This window comes from Winogradskyella sp. UBA3174 (assembly GCF_002364335.1).
In the GTDB taxonomy this organism is placed as follows: domain Bacteria; phylum Bacteroidota; class Bacteroidia; order Flavobacteriales; family Flavobacteriaceae; genus Winogradskyella.
This window is the reverse complement of sequence record NZ_DEXW01000057.1, coordinates 64,278-80,532: the sequence shown is the minus strand read 5'-3', so window position 1 is coordinate 80,532 and position 16,255 is coordinate 64,278. Positions and strand designations below refer to the sequence as shown.

General features: G+C 32.5%; 16 protein-coding genes. 9 read left to right on the top strand and 7 right to left on the bottom strand.

What is annotated here, in order from left to right; translation table 11 throughout:
* Window positions 1-336 precede the first annotated feature (336 nt).
* The 4 genes from B2U95_RS10520 (at window position 337) to B2U95_RS10505 (ending at window position 5,250) form a co-directional block, all read left to right on the top strand.
* Complete coding sequence (locus B2U95_RS10520; protein ID WP_296316057.1) at window positions 337-1,356, top strand: sugar nucleotidyltransferase; 1,020 nt, start codon at window positions 337-339, stop codon at window positions 1,354-1,356.
* 520 nt (window positions 1,357-1,876) lie between these two features.
* On the top strand, window positions 1,877-3,238 hold the full coding sequence (locus tag B2U95_RS10515) for a tetratricopeptide repeat protein (RefSeq protein ID WP_296316054.1): 1,362 nt from the start codon (window positions 1,877-1,879) through the stop codon (window positions 3,236-3,238).
* Window positions 3,239-4,030 carry a DUF4292 domain-containing protein gene (locus B2U95_RS10510; protein WP_296316052.1) on the top strand — a complete coding sequence of 264 codons (792 nt, stop codon included), beginning with the start codon at window positions 3,239-3,241 and terminating at the stop codon, window positions 4,028-4,030.
* Window positions 4,030-5,250 (top strand): murein hydrolase activator EnvC family protein, encoded by a 1,221-nt coding sequence (locus B2U95_RS10505; RefSeq protein WP_296316049.1) that lies wholly within the window; start codon window positions 4,030-4,032, stop codon window positions 5,248-5,250. Before B2U95_RS10510 ends, B2U95_RS10505 begins: the two co-directional genes overlap by 1 nt.
* Before the next feature lie 52 nt (window positions 5,251-5,302).
* Here B2U95_RS10505 and B2U95_RS10500 read toward each other — a convergent pair whose 3' ends face one another.
* Both B2U95_RS10500 and B2U95_RS10495 read right to left on the bottom strand, forming a co-directional pair.
* Window positions 5,303-5,812, bottom strand: coding sequence for an acyl-CoA thioesterase (locus B2U95_RS10500; RefSeq protein ID WP_296316046.1), 510 nt, complete (start codon window positions 5,810-5,812; stop codon window positions 5,303-5,305).
* Between the two features lie 105 nt (window positions 5,813-5,917).
* A complete protein-coding gene (locus B2U95_RS10495; protein WP_296316043.1) occupies window positions 5,918-6,856 on the bottom strand; it encodes an SPOR domain-containing protein in 939 nt (312 codons plus the stop codon).
* A 262-nt stretch (window positions 6,857-7,118) separates the two neighbouring features.
* On the opposite strand from B2U95_RS10495, the gene dprA reads away from it, so the two are divergent.
* From dprA to B2U95_RS16315, 3 genes are all read left to right on the top strand, one after another.
* The gene (dprA, locus tag B2U95_RS10490) at window positions 7,119-8,222 is read left to right on the top strand and encodes a DNA-processing protein DprA (RefSeq protein ID WP_296316040.1); all 1,104 of its coding nucleotides are present in this window, start codon (window positions 7,119-7,121) and stop codon (window positions 8,220-8,222) included.
* Between the two features lie 291 nt (window positions 8,223-8,513).
* Window positions 8,514-8,699, top strand: a complete 186-nt coding sequence (locus tag B2U95_RS10485) for a hypothetical protein (protein WP_296316036.1) — start codon at window positions 8,514-8,516, stop codon at window positions 8,697-8,699.
* The gene (locus tag B2U95_RS16315; protein WP_414727676.1) at window positions 8,689-8,859 is read left to right on the top strand and encodes a GLPGLI family protein; all 171 of its coding nucleotides are present in this window, start codon (window positions 8,689-8,691) and stop codon (window positions 8,857-8,859) included. Before B2U95_RS10485 ends, B2U95_RS16315 begins: the two co-directional genes overlap by 11 nt.
* Before the next feature lie 278 nt (window positions 8,860-9,137).
* On the opposite strand, the gene trpS is transcribed toward B2U95_RS16315, so the two are convergent.
* Window positions 9,138-10,109, bottom strand: a complete 972-nt coding sequence (trpS, locus tag B2U95_RS10480; protein ID WP_296316033.1) for a tryptophan--tRNA ligase — start codon at window positions 10,107-10,109, stop codon at window positions 9,138-9,140.
* Between the two features lie 105 nt (window positions 10,110-10,214).
* Here trpS and B2U95_RS10475 point away from each other — a divergent pair, with 105 nt between their 5' ends.
* A complete protein-coding gene (locus B2U95_RS10475; protein WP_296316031.1) occupies window positions 10,215-10,973 on the top strand; it encodes a lysophospholipid acyltransferase family protein in 759 nt (252 codons plus the stop codon).
* A gap of 79 nt (window positions 10,974-11,052) precedes the next feature.
* Here B2U95_RS10475 and B2U95_RS10470 read toward each other — a convergent pair whose 3' ends face one another.
* The 4 genes from B2U95_RS10470 to recA all read right to left on the bottom strand — a co-directional run bounded on the left by B2U95_RS10470 (window position 11,053) and on the right by recA (window position 14,778).
* Complete coding sequence (locus B2U95_RS10470) at window positions 11,053-12,651, bottom strand: hypothetical protein (protein ID WP_296316028.1); 1,599 nt, start codon at window positions 12,649-12,651, stop codon at window positions 11,053-11,055.
* 2 nt (window positions 12,652-12,653) lie between these two features.
* Window positions 12,654-13,199 carry an RNA polymerase sigma factor gene (locus B2U95_RS10465; RefSeq protein ID WP_296316026.1) on the bottom strand — a complete coding sequence of 182 codons (546 nt, stop codon included), beginning with the start codon at window positions 13,197-13,199 and terminating at the stop codon, window positions 12,654-12,656.
* A 32-nt stretch (window positions 13,200-13,231) separates the two neighbouring features.
* Window positions 13,232-13,672: a hypothetical protein gene (locus B2U95_RS10460; protein WP_296316024.1), complete on the bottom strand. Its 441-nt coding sequence runs from the start codon at window positions 13,670-13,672 to the stop codon at window positions 13,232-13,234.
* 98 nt (window positions 13,673-13,770) lie between these two features.
* Complete coding sequence (gene recA / locus B2U95_RS10455) at window positions 13,771-14,778, bottom strand: recombinase RecA (protein ID WP_296316022.1); 1,008 nt, start codon at window positions 14,776-14,778, stop codon at window positions 13,771-13,773.
* Between the two features lie 360 nt (window positions 14,779-15,138).
* Between recA and B2U95_RS10450 the strand changes: the two genes are divergently transcribed.
* Window positions 15,139-16,203 carry a rhodanese-related sulfurtransferase gene (locus tag B2U95_RS10450; protein WP_296316018.1) on the top strand — a complete coding sequence of 355 codons (1,065 nt, stop codon included), beginning with the start codon at window positions 15,139-15,141 and terminating at the stop codon, window positions 16,201-16,203.
* Window positions 16,204-16,255 lie beyond the last annotated feature (52 nt).

Below are 16,255 nucleotides of genomic sequence, written 5' to 3'. Positions count from 1 at the left end.
TTATATATTGGTGTAACAGATAACATTGAATAAAGAGTAAAAGAGCATAAGTTAAAAGTCTATCCGAAATCATTTACAGCAAAGTGTAATTGTGATATGTTGATGTATTTTGAAGAGTTTGGAAAGGGAAATGAAGCAGAAAAAAGAGAGAGGACTTTGAAAAAATGGAAGAGAGATTGGAAAACAGAATTAATAGAAGATATGAATCTAAGTTGGTCTGATTTAAGTACTAACTGGAATCTGAATTATAATAAATTAAGAAAAGAATAAAGAGATTCCTGTTTTTACAGGAATTAAGTTTAACCTTAAAAGACACCTGCTTCCGCAGGCATAGATATGAAAATAATAGTACCAATGGCAGGCAGAGGTTCTCGACTAAGACCACATAGTTTAACAGTACCAAAACCATTAATTCCTGTTGCAGGTCAACCCATCGTTCATCGTTTAGTAAAAGATATCGCTAAAGTTTTAAATCAGCCTATTGAAGAAATTGCTTTTGTATTAGGTGATCCAGCATTTTTCGGAGATGAAGTCGTTGAAAGTTTAACAGAACTTGCTCAAGGATTAGGAGCCAAAGCTTCTATTTACAGACAAGATCAGCCTTTAGGAACGGGTCATGCAATTATGAGCGCCAAACCATCATTATCTGGCCCTGCAGTTATTGCTTATGCAGACACATTGATTAGAGCTGAGTTCGATTTAGATCCAAGCGCAGATAGTGTGATTTGGACAAAGCGGGTTGCAAATCCAGAAGCTTATGGAGTTGTAAAACTAAACGACGACCACAATATTGTTGAGTTAGTGGAAAAACCAGAAAGCTTCGTCAGTGACCAAGCCGTAATTGGTATTTATTATTTCAAGGACGTTTCTGTTTTAAAGGAAAAGCTTCAAGAAATATTAGATGAAAACATTATGAACGGAGGAGAATACCAAATTAACGATGGTATTAAACGCATGATGGCTGACGGAAGAATCTTTAAAACAGGATCAGTAGATGAGTGGATGGATTGCGGAAACAAAGTCGTTACACTAGAAACAAATGCAAGGATGTTAGGTTTTTTAAAAGCAGATAACAACGAACAATTAATTGACCCTTCTGTCGTTCTAGATAACTCTAAAGTTATAGAGCCTTGCTACATAGGAAAAGGGACTGTTTTAAAAAACACCACGGTAGGACCTCATGTTTCAATTGGTAAAGATTGTGTTATAGAAAATTCAACCGTTAAAAATAGCTTAATACAGAATCAGACTACTATCAAAAACGCTAATTTAGACGAAGCTATGATAGGTAATCACGTTAAATATAATGGTGAGTTTACAAAAATAAGTATTGGTGATTATACGCAAATGGAATAAATTCTTGAGAAGGCAGGAATCTCACGATTTTGAGTTCATAATAATTTAAAAATCTAAAAAACAGATGATTATGTCGAAAAGAGATTAATTTGGAAAGCGAAAAAGTATAGACTTCCAACTAAATATTCTTTTTTATTTGACGATTTACCAGATGAAGACAAGATTGAATATTCTAAATTATTAGAAAGTGAAGATATAGGTTTGCTTGTTTTGGTTTTTATAAGTTCCAACAATAATTGGGACTCAAAAAATAGTTTGGAGTGAATACGATTCTTTATTTCTAACAAATATTAAATCCGTAAGATCAAAATCTTTAACTTTAATAGAAGAAATGGGAAAAGCAACAAGAGAATTGGTCGATAAAAAAGAGGATTTTGAATTAAGTCTACTAGATATGAATTCTAATGAAAATATTGTTCACGCTCACAAGGGGTGAGGTTTTTATGCATTATGGAATACTTTATTAATGGCACAGCATTTGAAGAAATTATAGGGTAGGATAATAATTTGAAATTGATTAATGAAAAATAGTATTTACATAATCATATTACTAATAGGACTAATTTTTATTCCTCAGCCTTCCCATGCGCAAGTCGATTTCAACAAAAGACCAGACGATGATTTAGGAAATGTCGAAGACGAATTTCAAGAATATTTCTTTGAAGCGTTAAAGCAAAAGGGGATAGAAAATTACGATCGTGCTGTAGATGCACTTCAAAAATGTTTAAACCTAAATAGTAAACTGCCAGTTATTTATTTTGAACTGGGTAAAAACTATAATAAGCTCAAAAATTTTGGAGCTGCTGAAGACAATCTAAAAAAAGCGATTAGTATGCAGCCAGATAACGAGTGGTTTTTAGATGAACTCTATGATGTTTACTATCAGCAAGAAGATATTAATAATGCTATTAAGACAATTAAACAGCTTGTAAAGTATCATCCAGATTATAAGGAAGATTTAGCTGTTTTGTATGTTAGAGAAGAAAAATATAAACAGGCTTTAGATCTTTTAGATGAGTTAGACGTTGAGATTGGTATTAGTGCATCTAGAGACGCCATGCGAAATGACATTTATAGTATTACGGGCAATGCAGACGACAGAATTGAAAACTTAGAACAACGTATCGCTAATAATCCCAACAATGAGGATAATCACTTACAACTCATTTACAGATATAGCCAAACAGGAGATCGGAAAAACGCCTATAAAGCAGCTAAGAATTTACTTAAAGTAAAACCACATTCTAAATTTGTTCATTTAGCGCTTTATAAGTTTTATCTACAAGATGATAAAGTAGAAGATGCGATTAACTCGGTTAAAATTACATTAGGTAGTCCAGAAATTAATGCAGATGCTAAAGCAAAAGTTTTAAAAGATTTTGTGGCTTTTGTGGTAGATAACCCTGAATATGAGTCTGATTTAATAGATATTACTTCTCTAGTAGACGAAGACAAAGATGCGCAAACGCACAGTGATTTAGGACAATATTATCTCAAAGCTGGTGACAAAGCTAAAGCACTTTCAAATTTCAAAGAAGCACTTAAGCAAGACCCTAACGACTTTAAATTAATTAAAGACGTATTGTTACTTCAATTAGATATCGAAGATTTTAAAGCCGTTGTAAACGGTAGTGAAGCCGCTTTAGAATTATATCCTGCACAACCTATTTTGTATCTGGTTAATGGAGTTGCAAACAATAAATTAAATCAGAATAAAAAGGCTATAGATAATTTAGAAATGGGTCTAGATTTTATAGTAGAAAACCCCAATATGGAAGCTGATTTTTATTCAGAATTAAGTATCGCCTACAAGGGCATTAATAATATTAGCAAATCTGAAACGTTTGCTAAAAAGGCACAAGCTATAAAAGCACAACAATAAATGAAGCAGTTACAAGCATCTATAAGTTTTAAAACAATCCTAAGTATCTTAATGATAATCTTACTAGTTGGTTGTAAGTCTGCTAAAGGTGTTATTGCCTTAGGTACAGCAAGCGATAAATTATCTGCTAAGCAAGTCATTAAACAACATCAAAAAAATGATGCTGATTTTAAAACTATGCAAGCCAAGGTTAGAATAGATATTATTCAAGGTCAAAAAGAGCAAGGTCTAACATTCAATTTTAGAATGGAAAAAGATAAAGTGATATGGCTAAGTGCACCTTTTGGATTAGCTCGTATGATGATAACACCAGATAAAGTACAATTCTATAACAAACAAGGAAACGAATATTTTGATGGCGATTACAAACTATTAAGTGACTTTGTCGGTGTAGAGTTAGATTTTAATAAAGTGCAGAATATTCTTTTGGGCCAAGCTATTTTCAACCTTAAAGAAGAAGCTCATAAAGTGTCAGTTAATAATAACTCCTATGCTTTGCAACCAAAAAATCAAAACACACTTTTAGAGTTATTCTATTTAATAAATCCATCACATTTTAAAATGGACAGTTTACAATTGTCTCAGCAACTAGAAAATAGAATACTACAGGTAGACTACGCATCGTATCAAGATGTTAGTAAGCAGGTGCTGCCAAAAGATATAAGAATTATTGCCCAAGAAGATTCAGAAGAAGTTGCTATTACGATGGAGTTTAAGTCTGTGTCTTTAAACGAAGAAGTTCGTTTTCCGTTTAAAATTCCATCTGGGTATAAAGAAATTGTGATAAAGTAATGATTAAAAAGCGTCTTCATAGTATTCTTATATTAGGTCTTTTAATGACCTCATTCTCATTGTCTGCACAAAGTGATGCACAAAAGAAGTTAGAGCGTCAGCGCCAGCAGATTTTAAAAGAAATTAAAAATTTTAATGGGTTATTATTTACAAAAAAGAAGGAAGAGAAATCCGAAATTACGCTTATAGAAGATCTTAATTACAAGGTAAGTTCTAAAAGAAATCTCATTAGAATTACCAACGAACAAGCTAACTTACTTACTAGAGAAATCAACACCAATCAGAAAGAAATTACTAGCCTAAGAACCCAATTACAAGAGTTAAAAGATGACTATGCAGCAATGGTTGTTAAATCTTATAAAAGTAAGTCCGAACAAAGCAAAGTGATGTTTTTACTGTCTTCAGATAATTTTAAACAAGCCTATAAACGACTTCAGTATATGAAGCAATATGCTAATTATCAAAAAGAGCAAGGAGAATCAATTAAGAAAAAGACAAAAGAACTTCAAGATTTAAATATTCAATTATCTAAGCAAAAAGAAGACAAGAAAAAGCTCATTGCTGAGAATAGACAAGCCAAGCTTCAATTAGAGATAGAACTTAAAGAACGCGAAACGTTAATGGCTTCTATTAAAAATAATATGAGCAAATTATCTGCCCGTATAAAACAGAAAAAGCAGGAAGCATATCGTATTGATAAAGAAATAAATCGTCTAATTAGAGAAGCTATTGCAGCATCAAATAAAAAAGCAGGTAAGAAAACATCAACGGGAAAATTTGTGTTAACACCAGAAGCAAAAAAATTAGCTTCAAACTTTGAAGCTAATAAAGGAAAATTAGGCTGGCCAGTATCTAGAGGTGTTATAAAAGCAAAATTTGGTAAAGGGAGGTCTTTAACGGATAGTAGTGTTGAGGTAAATAATCCTGGTGTTAAAATCGCAACCGAAGATAATGCTGAGGTTAAAGCCGTTTTTAATGGTGAAGTTTCTAAAGTCGTTATTGTAAAAAACGGTAATCCTGCAATTATAATTAGACATGGTAACTATCTTACGATTTATACTAATTTGTCAAAAATATATGTGAAATCTGGCGATAAAATAAAAACAGGGCAAGCTATAGGACAAGTATTCACTAACAAAATTAACGGAGAATCGCTATTAGGTTTTAGAGTTTATAAAAATGACCAAAAGCAGAATCCTCAGTATTGGCTTACTAAGTAATAGTTGTAAAGTCTAATTTAATAAACGGATTTCTGTGTATGCAGAAATACTACTACTCAAAAAGCGCCTTTAACTCAGTAGCATCAGAAGGTTTCATCTTACCAGCTAACAGCAGGCTTAATTGCTTACGTCTAAGTGCAGCATCAAAACGCTGTATTTCTAGTTCTGTTTCTGGCACAAGTTCCGGTACTTTTACAGGTCGTCCAGTTTCATCTACAGCAACAAAAGTATAGATAGCTTCATTCGCTTTAATACATTCACCCGACTCTCTATCTTCAATCCAGACGTCCATATAGACTTCCATAGAAGATTTGAATGCGCGAGACACTTTGGCCTCAATAGTTACTACGCTACCTAACGGTACAGATCTGTTAAAAGCAACGTGATTAACAGAAGCGGTAACCACAATACGTCTAGAATGACGTCTTGCAGCGATACTAGCAGCTCTATCCATACGCGCTAATAATTCGCCACCAAATAAATTATTGATAGGGTTAGTTTCGCTAGGTAAAACTAAATCTGTAACTATGGTTTTAGACTGAAAAGCAGTTCTTGATTGCATAAGCTTTTAAATTTGGCGCAAAGATAAAGGGATTTTAAATTGTAGATGAACAATTTAGACTATTAATACCTAAAATATTACAATGTAAGATTCGTGTTTAGAGAATTAATCTAGCTTCTTTATCAACAACCAAGCATCACGGTTGTGCTCAAGACGTACCTTATAAAGTTCGCGTTGTGCATCTGCTCTAGTTTCAAAGCTTGCGTAAACCACTTCGTGTAAACCATAGCGATTAGCACCAATTTTTCTAGCTTTATAACCTTTGTCTTTAAGCTGATTTACTTTTTTATCAGAATTGGCTTCCACTCTAAAAGCACCAGCAACAATATGATAATTGCCACTTTGTTTATTGAGAGATAACGTTGCAGCAGGCAACGGATTACTAATCACAAATGTCGCTTCTTGTACTTTAGCATCGAGTTGCTCGTTCGCCTCTTCTTGTGCTAATTGGTTGTGATTTTCAATGGTGTTATTATAAAAATTGGCAGCTACAAAACCACTTAATCCTAATAAAATTACAGCGGTAGCAGCATATTTTAACCAGTTGTTATTAGAGCGTTTTTCTGGTGTAAAAGTAATAGGAGTTCTTTCTTCAATAGCTTCAACGGTTTCTTTGTAAAACTTACGTGTAATATCTGAAGACGTAAAATGAGATAATCCAAAGGCATCAGTTAAATAATTGATGTGGTTAGATGGATCAAATAAAACTTTTCCGTCTTTGTTTAAAACCAACTCGCCAATATTTTCAAACTGAATAGTTTCTCCTTCAACTAAGTAGGACTTTATAGACTTCACTTTTTTAGAAATCTTAGCTGTAGCTGTAGCGTACGGTATTTTTTCAACTTCAGCAATATAGTTGGCTAATAAACCATCATTGTTTTGCAGTTGTTCGTTAAAAGACAGTACTTTTTTTGGAGGATAAAACGTATGCGTAGATTCGTGCATTTTAGCAGAAACACGACTAGATAGAAATGCTCCAAAACCAGGAACAGTAACACAATCGTATCGGTATAAAAGGTCGCTAATGTAAGTCTCTAACTGCATAGAGAACAAAGTTAAAAATTTTTGATTCTGAAAGGCCTTTAGTGCGATTTAGTTATTAACATCGTAGAATAAGTTCGTTTATCTGTTTGATTTGCCACAAATTCAGGAATAAACTTTTTATTAGTGTTGTACAGTCATTTCTATAATTTTAGTTGAGCCTTATTGATAAGTTATCTAATTTAAAACGATTTCTAAAAATCCAGAATTAAATATTTATATTCGTTAATTCGTGGCAACATTGCCTATAATATTAGATAGTTAAATGACAGACCAACAACTTATTTATGCTTTAGCTTTGCAACACGTTCCAAAAATTGGGGCAACTACAGCTAAAAAATTAATAAACCATTGTGGTTCTGCAGAAGCCGTTCTAAAGGAAAACAAAGCCAAACTTTTAAAAATTGATGGCATAGGCACTATTACTATTGAAGGCCTTTTTGATAAAATTCATATTGAAGAAGCTGAGCGTGAATTAAAATTTATAAAAGACAATAACCTTTTAGCTCATTATTTTACAGAAGACACCTATCCTGAAAAACTGAAGCATTGTATTGATGGCCCAATTGTTTTGTTTCAATCTGGAAATATAAATCTAAAACAACAACGCATTATTAGCATTGTTGGAGCAAGAAAAATAACCACAAGCGGCATTGCGTTTTGCGAGAAACTTGTAGAATCACTATCTCAATTTAATCCTGTAATCGTTTCTGGGTTTGCTTACGGCACAGATATTACAGCACAAAAAGCAGCTGTAAAACACAACTTACAAACCATAGGATGTTTAGCACATGGCTTAAACCAAATTTACCCTAAAGTACATAAAAAATATGTAGCTGATATTGAAAATCACGGAGGGTTTTACTCTGACTTTTGGAGTACAGATGCTTTTGATAGAAATAATTTTTTAAAACGAAACCGCATAATTGCAGGTCTTAGTGAAGCGACTATAGTTATAGAATCTGCTGAAAAAGGGGGCAGTTTAGTCACCGCAGATATTGCTAATTCTTATGATAGAGAAGTTTTTGCAGTTCCAGGAAGAACCACAGATAGTCAAAGTGTGGGTTGTAATAACCTCATAAAATTTCAGAGAGCACATTTATTATCTAATCCATTAGATGTGCCTTATATATTAAATTGGGAATTAGAATCTAATAAAAAACCAGCAGTACAAAAACAACTTTTTGTAGAGCTAGAACCCAACGAAAAAATCATCTATAATTTCCTGAAAGATAATAATAAGGAGCTTTTAGATGTTATTGCTATACAATGCGAAATGCCAACCTATAAAATTGCAGGTATTTTACTTAATATGGAATTAAAAGGTGTGATTAGACCTTTGCCTGGGAAGTTGTTTGAGGTGATTTAGATAGTTATTATAAATAAGTCTAAAATTCTAATAATCAAACTTATATCTAAGCGTAATAATAATTTCCGCAAATTTATCTTAGACTATTTTATTAAACTTATGGAATAGACAAAGTATGGATTTCAAGGTTTTTTCTTATCATGACATTTTATGAAGTTTATTATATGTTTTTTTTGCTGCTCATTCTTATAGTAACTGATTATACCTTTACTCTTAAATTTGAACAATTACCAACGCCTACTACTTTAAATTCTAGACTTATTATCTAATGGTGAAGCATCTCATTATGAGATGGGTTTTGTAGGTAATTTTGATTTTATAGAAGAAGAACCAGGTGTTGATGGTGGTTCAGTTTTGGTGTTTCCAGTTGATGAAAACCCTGTTATTTATAAAAATTATAAAGAAAAAAACATTTATAGTGTTGAAAGAGTCTTTTTAAAACCTTTTTTAGTTAGAGATTCAATGAATATTTTTTAATTGGGAAATACACAGCACAAAAAAAGAAATTTTAGGATACACTTGTCAAAAGGCTAAGGTCAATTATAGAAGTAGATATTATACTGCATATTTTACTACAAGTATAGCATTTGAAACTGGACCTTGGAAGTTTTATGGTCTACCAGGATGTATACTTTAAGTACAATCAAATGATGGTGTATTAAAAATAACGGCAAATAAAATTGAAATAGAAAAGATTCTTTTGTCATTGAAAACCCATATAAAAATAGTGATATAGAGTCTATTTCATGGAAAGAATACACAGAAGCATACACTAAAAAGTACAATGAATTAGAAAGTTACCGAGACCAAAATAGCAGTAAAGTTTCTATTCCTAAAAAACTGATAGAAACTTTAGTAAGCTCTAAATATCTCTTTACAAAAGATTGATGTTATCAGTAGGCTTTAGATTCTAAACTAATACCCAATCTTTTCTCTCACACGTTTCAATACATCATCAGCCACAACCTTAGCCTTAGCAGCACCTTTAGCTAATGCAGAATCAATTTCGTTTAAGTTTTCCATGTAATAGACGTAACGTTCTCTTGGTTCAGCAAAACGCTCTAAAATTAATTCGTATAAAGCTTGTTTGGCATGTCCATAACCATAACCACCATTCTCGTAGTTCGCTTTCATAGTAGCAACGTCTTCTTTAGAAGCCATTAAATTGTAAAGCGCAAAACAGTTACAGGTTCCCCAATCTTTAGGATTTTCTAATGGAGTACTATCTGTTTGAATAGACATAATTTGCTTTCGTAATTTCTTCTCTGGTAAAAATATATTGATTATGTTGCCTTTACTTTTACTCATTTTGGCTCCATCTGTACCAGGAATAAGCATCGTCTCTTTTTGTATATCTGCAGTAGGTAAAACAAAAGTTTCACCACCCATTTTTGCATGAAAACGAGATGCAACATCACGTGTCATTTCAATATGCTGCTCTTGATCTTTTCCAACAGGTATTATTTCTGCATCATACAGTAAAATATCAGCAGCCATTAACATTGGGTAAATAAATAACCCACCATTAACGTCGTCTAAACGGTCAGCTTTGTCTTTAAAGCTGTGGGCTAACTCAAGTCTTTTAAAAGGAAAGAAACAGTTTAAATACCAAGACAACTCAGTAACCTGTGCCACATCACTTTGTCTGTAAAACACGGTTTTATCTATATCTAATCCAAAGGCCAACCAAGTTGCTGCGGTAGAATAGGTATTGCTGCGTAATGTGTCTGCGTCCTTTATTTGTGTTAAGGAATGTAAGTCTGCTATAAATAAATATGAATCGTTAGCTACCTCTTTTGCTTGTTCTATTGCAGGTAATATTGCACCTAAGATGTTTCCTAGATGTGGTGTTCCTGTACTTTGTATGCCTGTTAGTATTCTTGCCATAGCATTACCTGCAAAAGCAGGAGCCTCGTTAAATTAAACTTCAATAATAAACAAAGGTAAATTTTTTAGTAGAACAATTTAATTTAATTAACTAGTTTTGATCCTATGGCACTTTTTAAGTATCCTTTTTGGGTTTTGTATCGTATTTGGTTCTATATTTTGGTTGCGATACCAATTATTGTAATGTTTCCATTGCTAATTGTCTCAATTTCTAAAGAAAAATGGTATCCACTTTTTTTTAGATTAGCACGGATTTGGTCTAAATTTATTTTAATAGGTATGGGTTTTGCTTATGCTATTAAAAAAGAAGAAATTCCAGACCCAAATAAGAGTTACATGTTTGTAGCTAATCATACCTCTATGGCAGATATTATGTTAATGTTTGTACTGTCTAAAAATCCATTTGTATTTGTTGGTAAACAAGAATTGGCTAAAATTCCGTTATTTGGTTTATTTTATAAGCGCACAAGTATTTTAGTAGATAGAAGCAGTGCTAAAAGTAGACAAGCCGTATTTTTAAGAGCGCAAAGACGTTTAAAACAAGGTGTTAGTATTTGTATTTTTCCGGAAGGAGGTGTGCCAGAAGAAGACGTGCTCTTAGATGCATTTAAGGATGGAGCGTTTCGTTTAGCTATTAATCATCAAATACCAATAGTCCCTATTACGTTTTATGATAATAAGAAACGATTTTCTTATACATTTTTCAGTGGTGGACCAGGAAAAATGAGAGCTAAGATTCATAAGTTTATAAAGACAGAGGGTTTAACCATTGCCGACACTAAGGCTTTAAATGAAAAAGCTAGAACTTTAATTTGGGATGAATTAAGCAATTCTAAATTAATAGAAACTAAAAAGCCACTCTAACCAAGAGTAGCTTTTGTCATCATTGCATTCATCATTGCTTAATTTGTGGTTGCAATAACCTAACCTAATTTAAATTTACCTAAAACTTAAAACTTAATCCCGTATATACACCAATAAAGAAAGGTCTAAAATCACCAGACGTATTATTAAATGTATTTATTTGGTACTTGAACGTTGGTTCAAGATTGATATTCCATTGTTTAGAAAGACTGTAATCGAAGCCTAACCCAAAATTTGCACTAAAACTAGTACCATTAATATTATTTGCTTCACCTATTAAGGTAGAAATCCCGTCAATGTCAGCGTAGATTTCATTTTCATTTAAGAAAAACGTACTAAATCCACCAATAACATTAACACCAAATTTTTTATCTACTAAGCGATATTCTAATTCTAAAGGCACTTCTATAAAACCAAAACGTTGATCAATATTACCAGCTATTTTAGTATTAAATAATTCTGGGGAAGTAGATCTGTCTAGCATTTTAGCACTCATTAGAGAAACTGTTTGTACACCATTACTAAAAGCAATGTTACTAAACTGTGCATCAACACCTCTAAATGCAGTTTCTGCCCCTGTAAAGGCAAATACATCTGATGTGGTTTGACTTAAATCGACACGATTAACACCAGCACGGATTTTTAATTTTTTTGAAACAGCATAAGTACCTGCAATACCGTAGCTCATATTAATATCGCTACTTTTAGTATTTTCACTAAACTGCATATCTAATGAAGATCCTTGACCTAATGAACTAAAATAAACAGGCGCAACATTTGGCGCAATGCTCCACCTGCTTTGTTTACCTTCTTCTTTTTCAATAATAGGTTTGTCGGTATTTTGTGCTATTGCATTTTCAATAGATTGTTTTGTAGCATCTTCGATTAATGAATTTTCAGTAGCAGAATTCTCAGTATTTTCATCTTTAGAAGCATTCTTTTCAATAGAATTATTTTCTGAATTGTTGCTACCCTTAGCGTCATTATTAACAACAGCTGATTTGCTGTTTTCTAAAGACTTCTTAATTGAAGACTTTATGTCAGTCTCAGAAGCAAGTTTCGTTTTATCTGAATTGTTCGAAACGGTATTGTTAATATTCGAAATAGTACTCTTATTTGTATTTGAAGCTACCTTAGCAGAATCATTATTTTCAATAATTGTATTTAAAGTATTGCGTTTCTGGGAAACTACAGTTGCTTCTTTATTGGTTGGATTATGAACGACTGCATTTTTCTGAGGTGCTTTAGGAATCGTTAACTCATCAGAACTAGTTCTTTCGTTAGTTGAACTTGTTTCCTTATCTATTTCCGTATTTTTTTCAGATCCTACAAACTGTAAATTTTCTTTTTTCTTAGTATTTAGTTTCTCTTGTTTAGTCTTAGGTGCTTTTTCAAGACCTGAGGCTCCTTCATCTTCTAAAACTTTATCTGTATTTACAACAGGTAAATTTTGATTTGGATTTTCGTCAGAATTAAACACAGAAACACCAACGGTAAGTAATAGTGCTATGATCGCAGCCACACCACCAATTTGCCACCATAAAGGAACAACTCTGCGCTTTTTCTTAGTATTGGGTAAACTTTCACTTATGCGATTCCAAACAGCATCGTTTGGCGCAACTTCAAAGTCTTTAAACTTTTCTTGAAAAAGTCTGTCTATATTTTTATTATCACTCATTATTATAAATACTGCGAATTTGAATTCGCTTTGTAAGCTTCTATTTTATCTTTTAAAATTAATCTAGCTCGTGCTAAATTCGATTTTGAGGTTCCGTTTGAAATATTAATTAACTCACTAATTTCTACATGAGAATAACCATCTAAAACATAAAGGTTAAAAACCAAACGGTAACGATCTGGCAATTCTTGAATGATTTTTAATAAAAAATCTAAACTCAAGCTTTCATCATTAATGTCCACAGATACGTCTGGTATATTACCTTCATTAATAATGTCAAAAACTCCAACATCTTCTCTGTAGCGTTGCAATGATGTATTTATTGCTATACGCTTTAACCAACCTTCAAAAGAACCTTTATTATTGTACTGATCTATTTTACTAAATACAGTTATAAATGCATCGTGCAGATTATCTTCTGCTTCTACATAGTTTTTTGAGTACTTAAGACAAAGCGAAAATAATTTACTTGCATATTGCTTGTATAATTGGCTTTGAGCTTGAGCATCTTGTTTAACACAATTTTTAATGAGTTGTTCTAAACTCACATTAGTTTTGGAATTAATTAATAATTATTAATTTATTGTCTAGTACTGCCTACTGTTCTGCTAAGAACAACAGGAACTTCTACTAAGTAGTATTGATCTACACCTTGATCATCTTCACCTTGATAAAACTTAAACACGTATGTTTCAGTTCCGGTTACAGTAAAATCGAGACTTACAGTTACTAATTCTGTTTCTTCTATACAATCAGCATTGTTGTAAACGGTATTTATTATTGCAACTGTTCTTTCATGACCGTCAATCTCATAGATAAAATCATTAAATTCATAACAGGAGCTTGGTGCAACATATGTAATAAAAATTTCGTAAGTTTCTCCATGTATAAATTGTTCTGGCATTTCTACACTTTCAATAGGTAAAACTTCTAAAGAAAAATTAGCTGTCGAATCATCATCTAAACTACAAGATGTAAACATTGCAATACATAAAATTGCTAATAATACATACTTTTTCATATTCATATATAATTAATTTCATATAGTAGATGCAATAAAAGCAAAAGGGTTGCGTCTAAAACTAAAAAAATCCTGAATTTTTTTCAGGATTTTAATTTTTACTTCTTCGCTTCTTTAATTAGAGCCCTAACTTTGGCTTCTAATTCATCCATTAAATCTGGATTATCTTTTATTAAAAGCTTAACTGCATCTCGACCTTGTCCGAGTTTTGTGTCTCCATAACTAAACCAAGAACCACTCTTTTTAATAATTTCATGGGCAACGGCTAAGTCTAATATTTCACCTACTTTAGAAACCCCTTGACCATACATAATATCAAATTCTGCAAGTCTAAAGGGAGGGGCTACTTTGTTTTTAACCACTTTCACTCTAGTTTTATTACCCAATACATTTCCGTCTGTATCTTTTATTTGCGTAGAACGACGAATATCTAAACGTACAGAAGCATAAAATTTTAATGCGTTACCACCTGTTGTTGTTTCTGGATTTCCGAACATTACACCGATTTTTTCACGTAATTGGTTAATAAACATTACTGTACAATTCGTTTTACTAATCGATGCTGTTAACTTTCTTAACGCTTGAGACATTAAACGTGCATGTAGACCCATTTTAGAATCTCCCATTTCACCTTCAATTTCACTTTTTGGTGTTAAAGCGGCTACAGAATCAATAACAACAATGTCAATAGCTCCAGATCTAATTAGATTATCTGCAATTTCAAGAGCTTGCTCACCGTTATCTGGCTGGGAAATAATTAAATTATCAATATCTACACCAAGATTCTCTGCATAAAAACGGTCAAACGCGTGCTCTGCATCAATAAATGCAGCAATACCTCCAGCTTTTTGCGCTTCTGCAATAGCGTGTAGAGTCATTGTTGTTTTACCAGAAGATTCTGGTCCATATATTTCAATCACTCTTCCTCTTGGGTAGCCTCCTACGCCTAAAGCAATATCTAAGCCTAAAGAACCAGAAGAAATAGCTTCTACATCTACAATCGCCTGATCACTCATTTTCATTACGGTCCCTTTGCCATAAGCCTTGTCTAATTTATCTAAAGTTAGTTTTAAGGCTTTTAATTTTGCGTCTTTTTCACTACTCATTTCTTCTGTGTTTCAAGTTATTTCACATCAAAAATACCACTTATTTTACTTTTTTCAATTTTATGACGCAACCATTTTACACTTTTTACATCTACTAAATGAAAAAGGAAAGAAATGCTATGAAAACCTTTTTTAAAAGATGAGATAAGTCTTTAAATTAGTTAGGAACATTAGGAAAATCAGCCACTACAATTTGTGGTGGCTGAGAATCCTTGTTAAAGTTGAATCTATTCATTAGGTTTAAATTGGTTAGTAAGCAGAAAGCACTTTGACATTCTCAAAGTGCTTTTTGTATGTTAAGTCATTAAAAACAATACCTTTGTAGCTCAAATTAATCTTTAAACTTAAAATTAGTATAGCATGCAACTGTACAATAACTTAAGTGCTAAAGAAAGAGCAGAACTTATTGAGCAAGCTGGTAAAGAACGCTTAACAATCTCTTTCTACACGTACGCTAAAATTGGCAATACCGAAATTTTTAGAAATCACCTATTTTTAGCTTGGGATCAACAGGAGGTTTTAGGTAGAATATACGTTGCCAAGGAGGGTATTAATGCACAACTTTCCGTACCAGCAGAAAATTTCGAAACCTTTAAAGCGCATTTAGACACCATTATTTTTTTAGAAAATGTAAGATTGAATATTGCTCTTGAGCATGATAATTTTGCCTTTTTAAAACTGAAAGTTAAAGTCCGAAATAAAATTGTAGCAGACGGTTTAAACGATAATACATTCGATGTTACGAATAAAGGTGTTCACGTCGGTGCAGAGAAGTTTAATGAACTTATAGAAGACCCAAACACAGTTTTGGTAGATATGCGTAATCATTATGAGAGTGAAATAGGCCATTTTAAAAATGCCATAACACCAGATGTTGACACGTTTAGAGAATCTTTAGACCTCATAGAAGAAGACTTAAAAGAATATAAGGAAGATAAAAAATTTGTGATGTATTGTACTGGTGGTATCCGTTGCGAAAAAGCGAGTGCATATTACAAACACAAAGGATTTAAAAATGTCTTTCAGCTCGAAGGAGGTATTATTAACTATGTAAGACAAATTGAGTCTGAAGGTTTAGAAAATAAATTTATAGGTAAGAATTTTGTCTTTGACGAGCGTCGTTCGGAGCGAATTTCTGAAGACGTTATTGCCAACTGTCATCAGTGTGGTGAACCTGCAGATATGCATACCAACTGTGCTAACGAAGCTTGTCATTTACTGTTTATACAATGCGAATCTTGTAAAGAAAAGATGGAAAATTGTTGTTCTGCAAACTGTATGGAAATAAATAACTTATCGTTTGAAGAACAAAAAGAACTAAGAAAAGGGCAAGGAAATAGTAACGATATCTTTAAAAAAGGCAGGGCAGACCATTTGCCTTATCAGAAAGATTTAAGGAATATATTTGAAACCTTAAAAAGGTAGTGTAATTTAGCTTTAATACTCTGTTCAGGGCTTTTTTTAATCTTAAATTTCT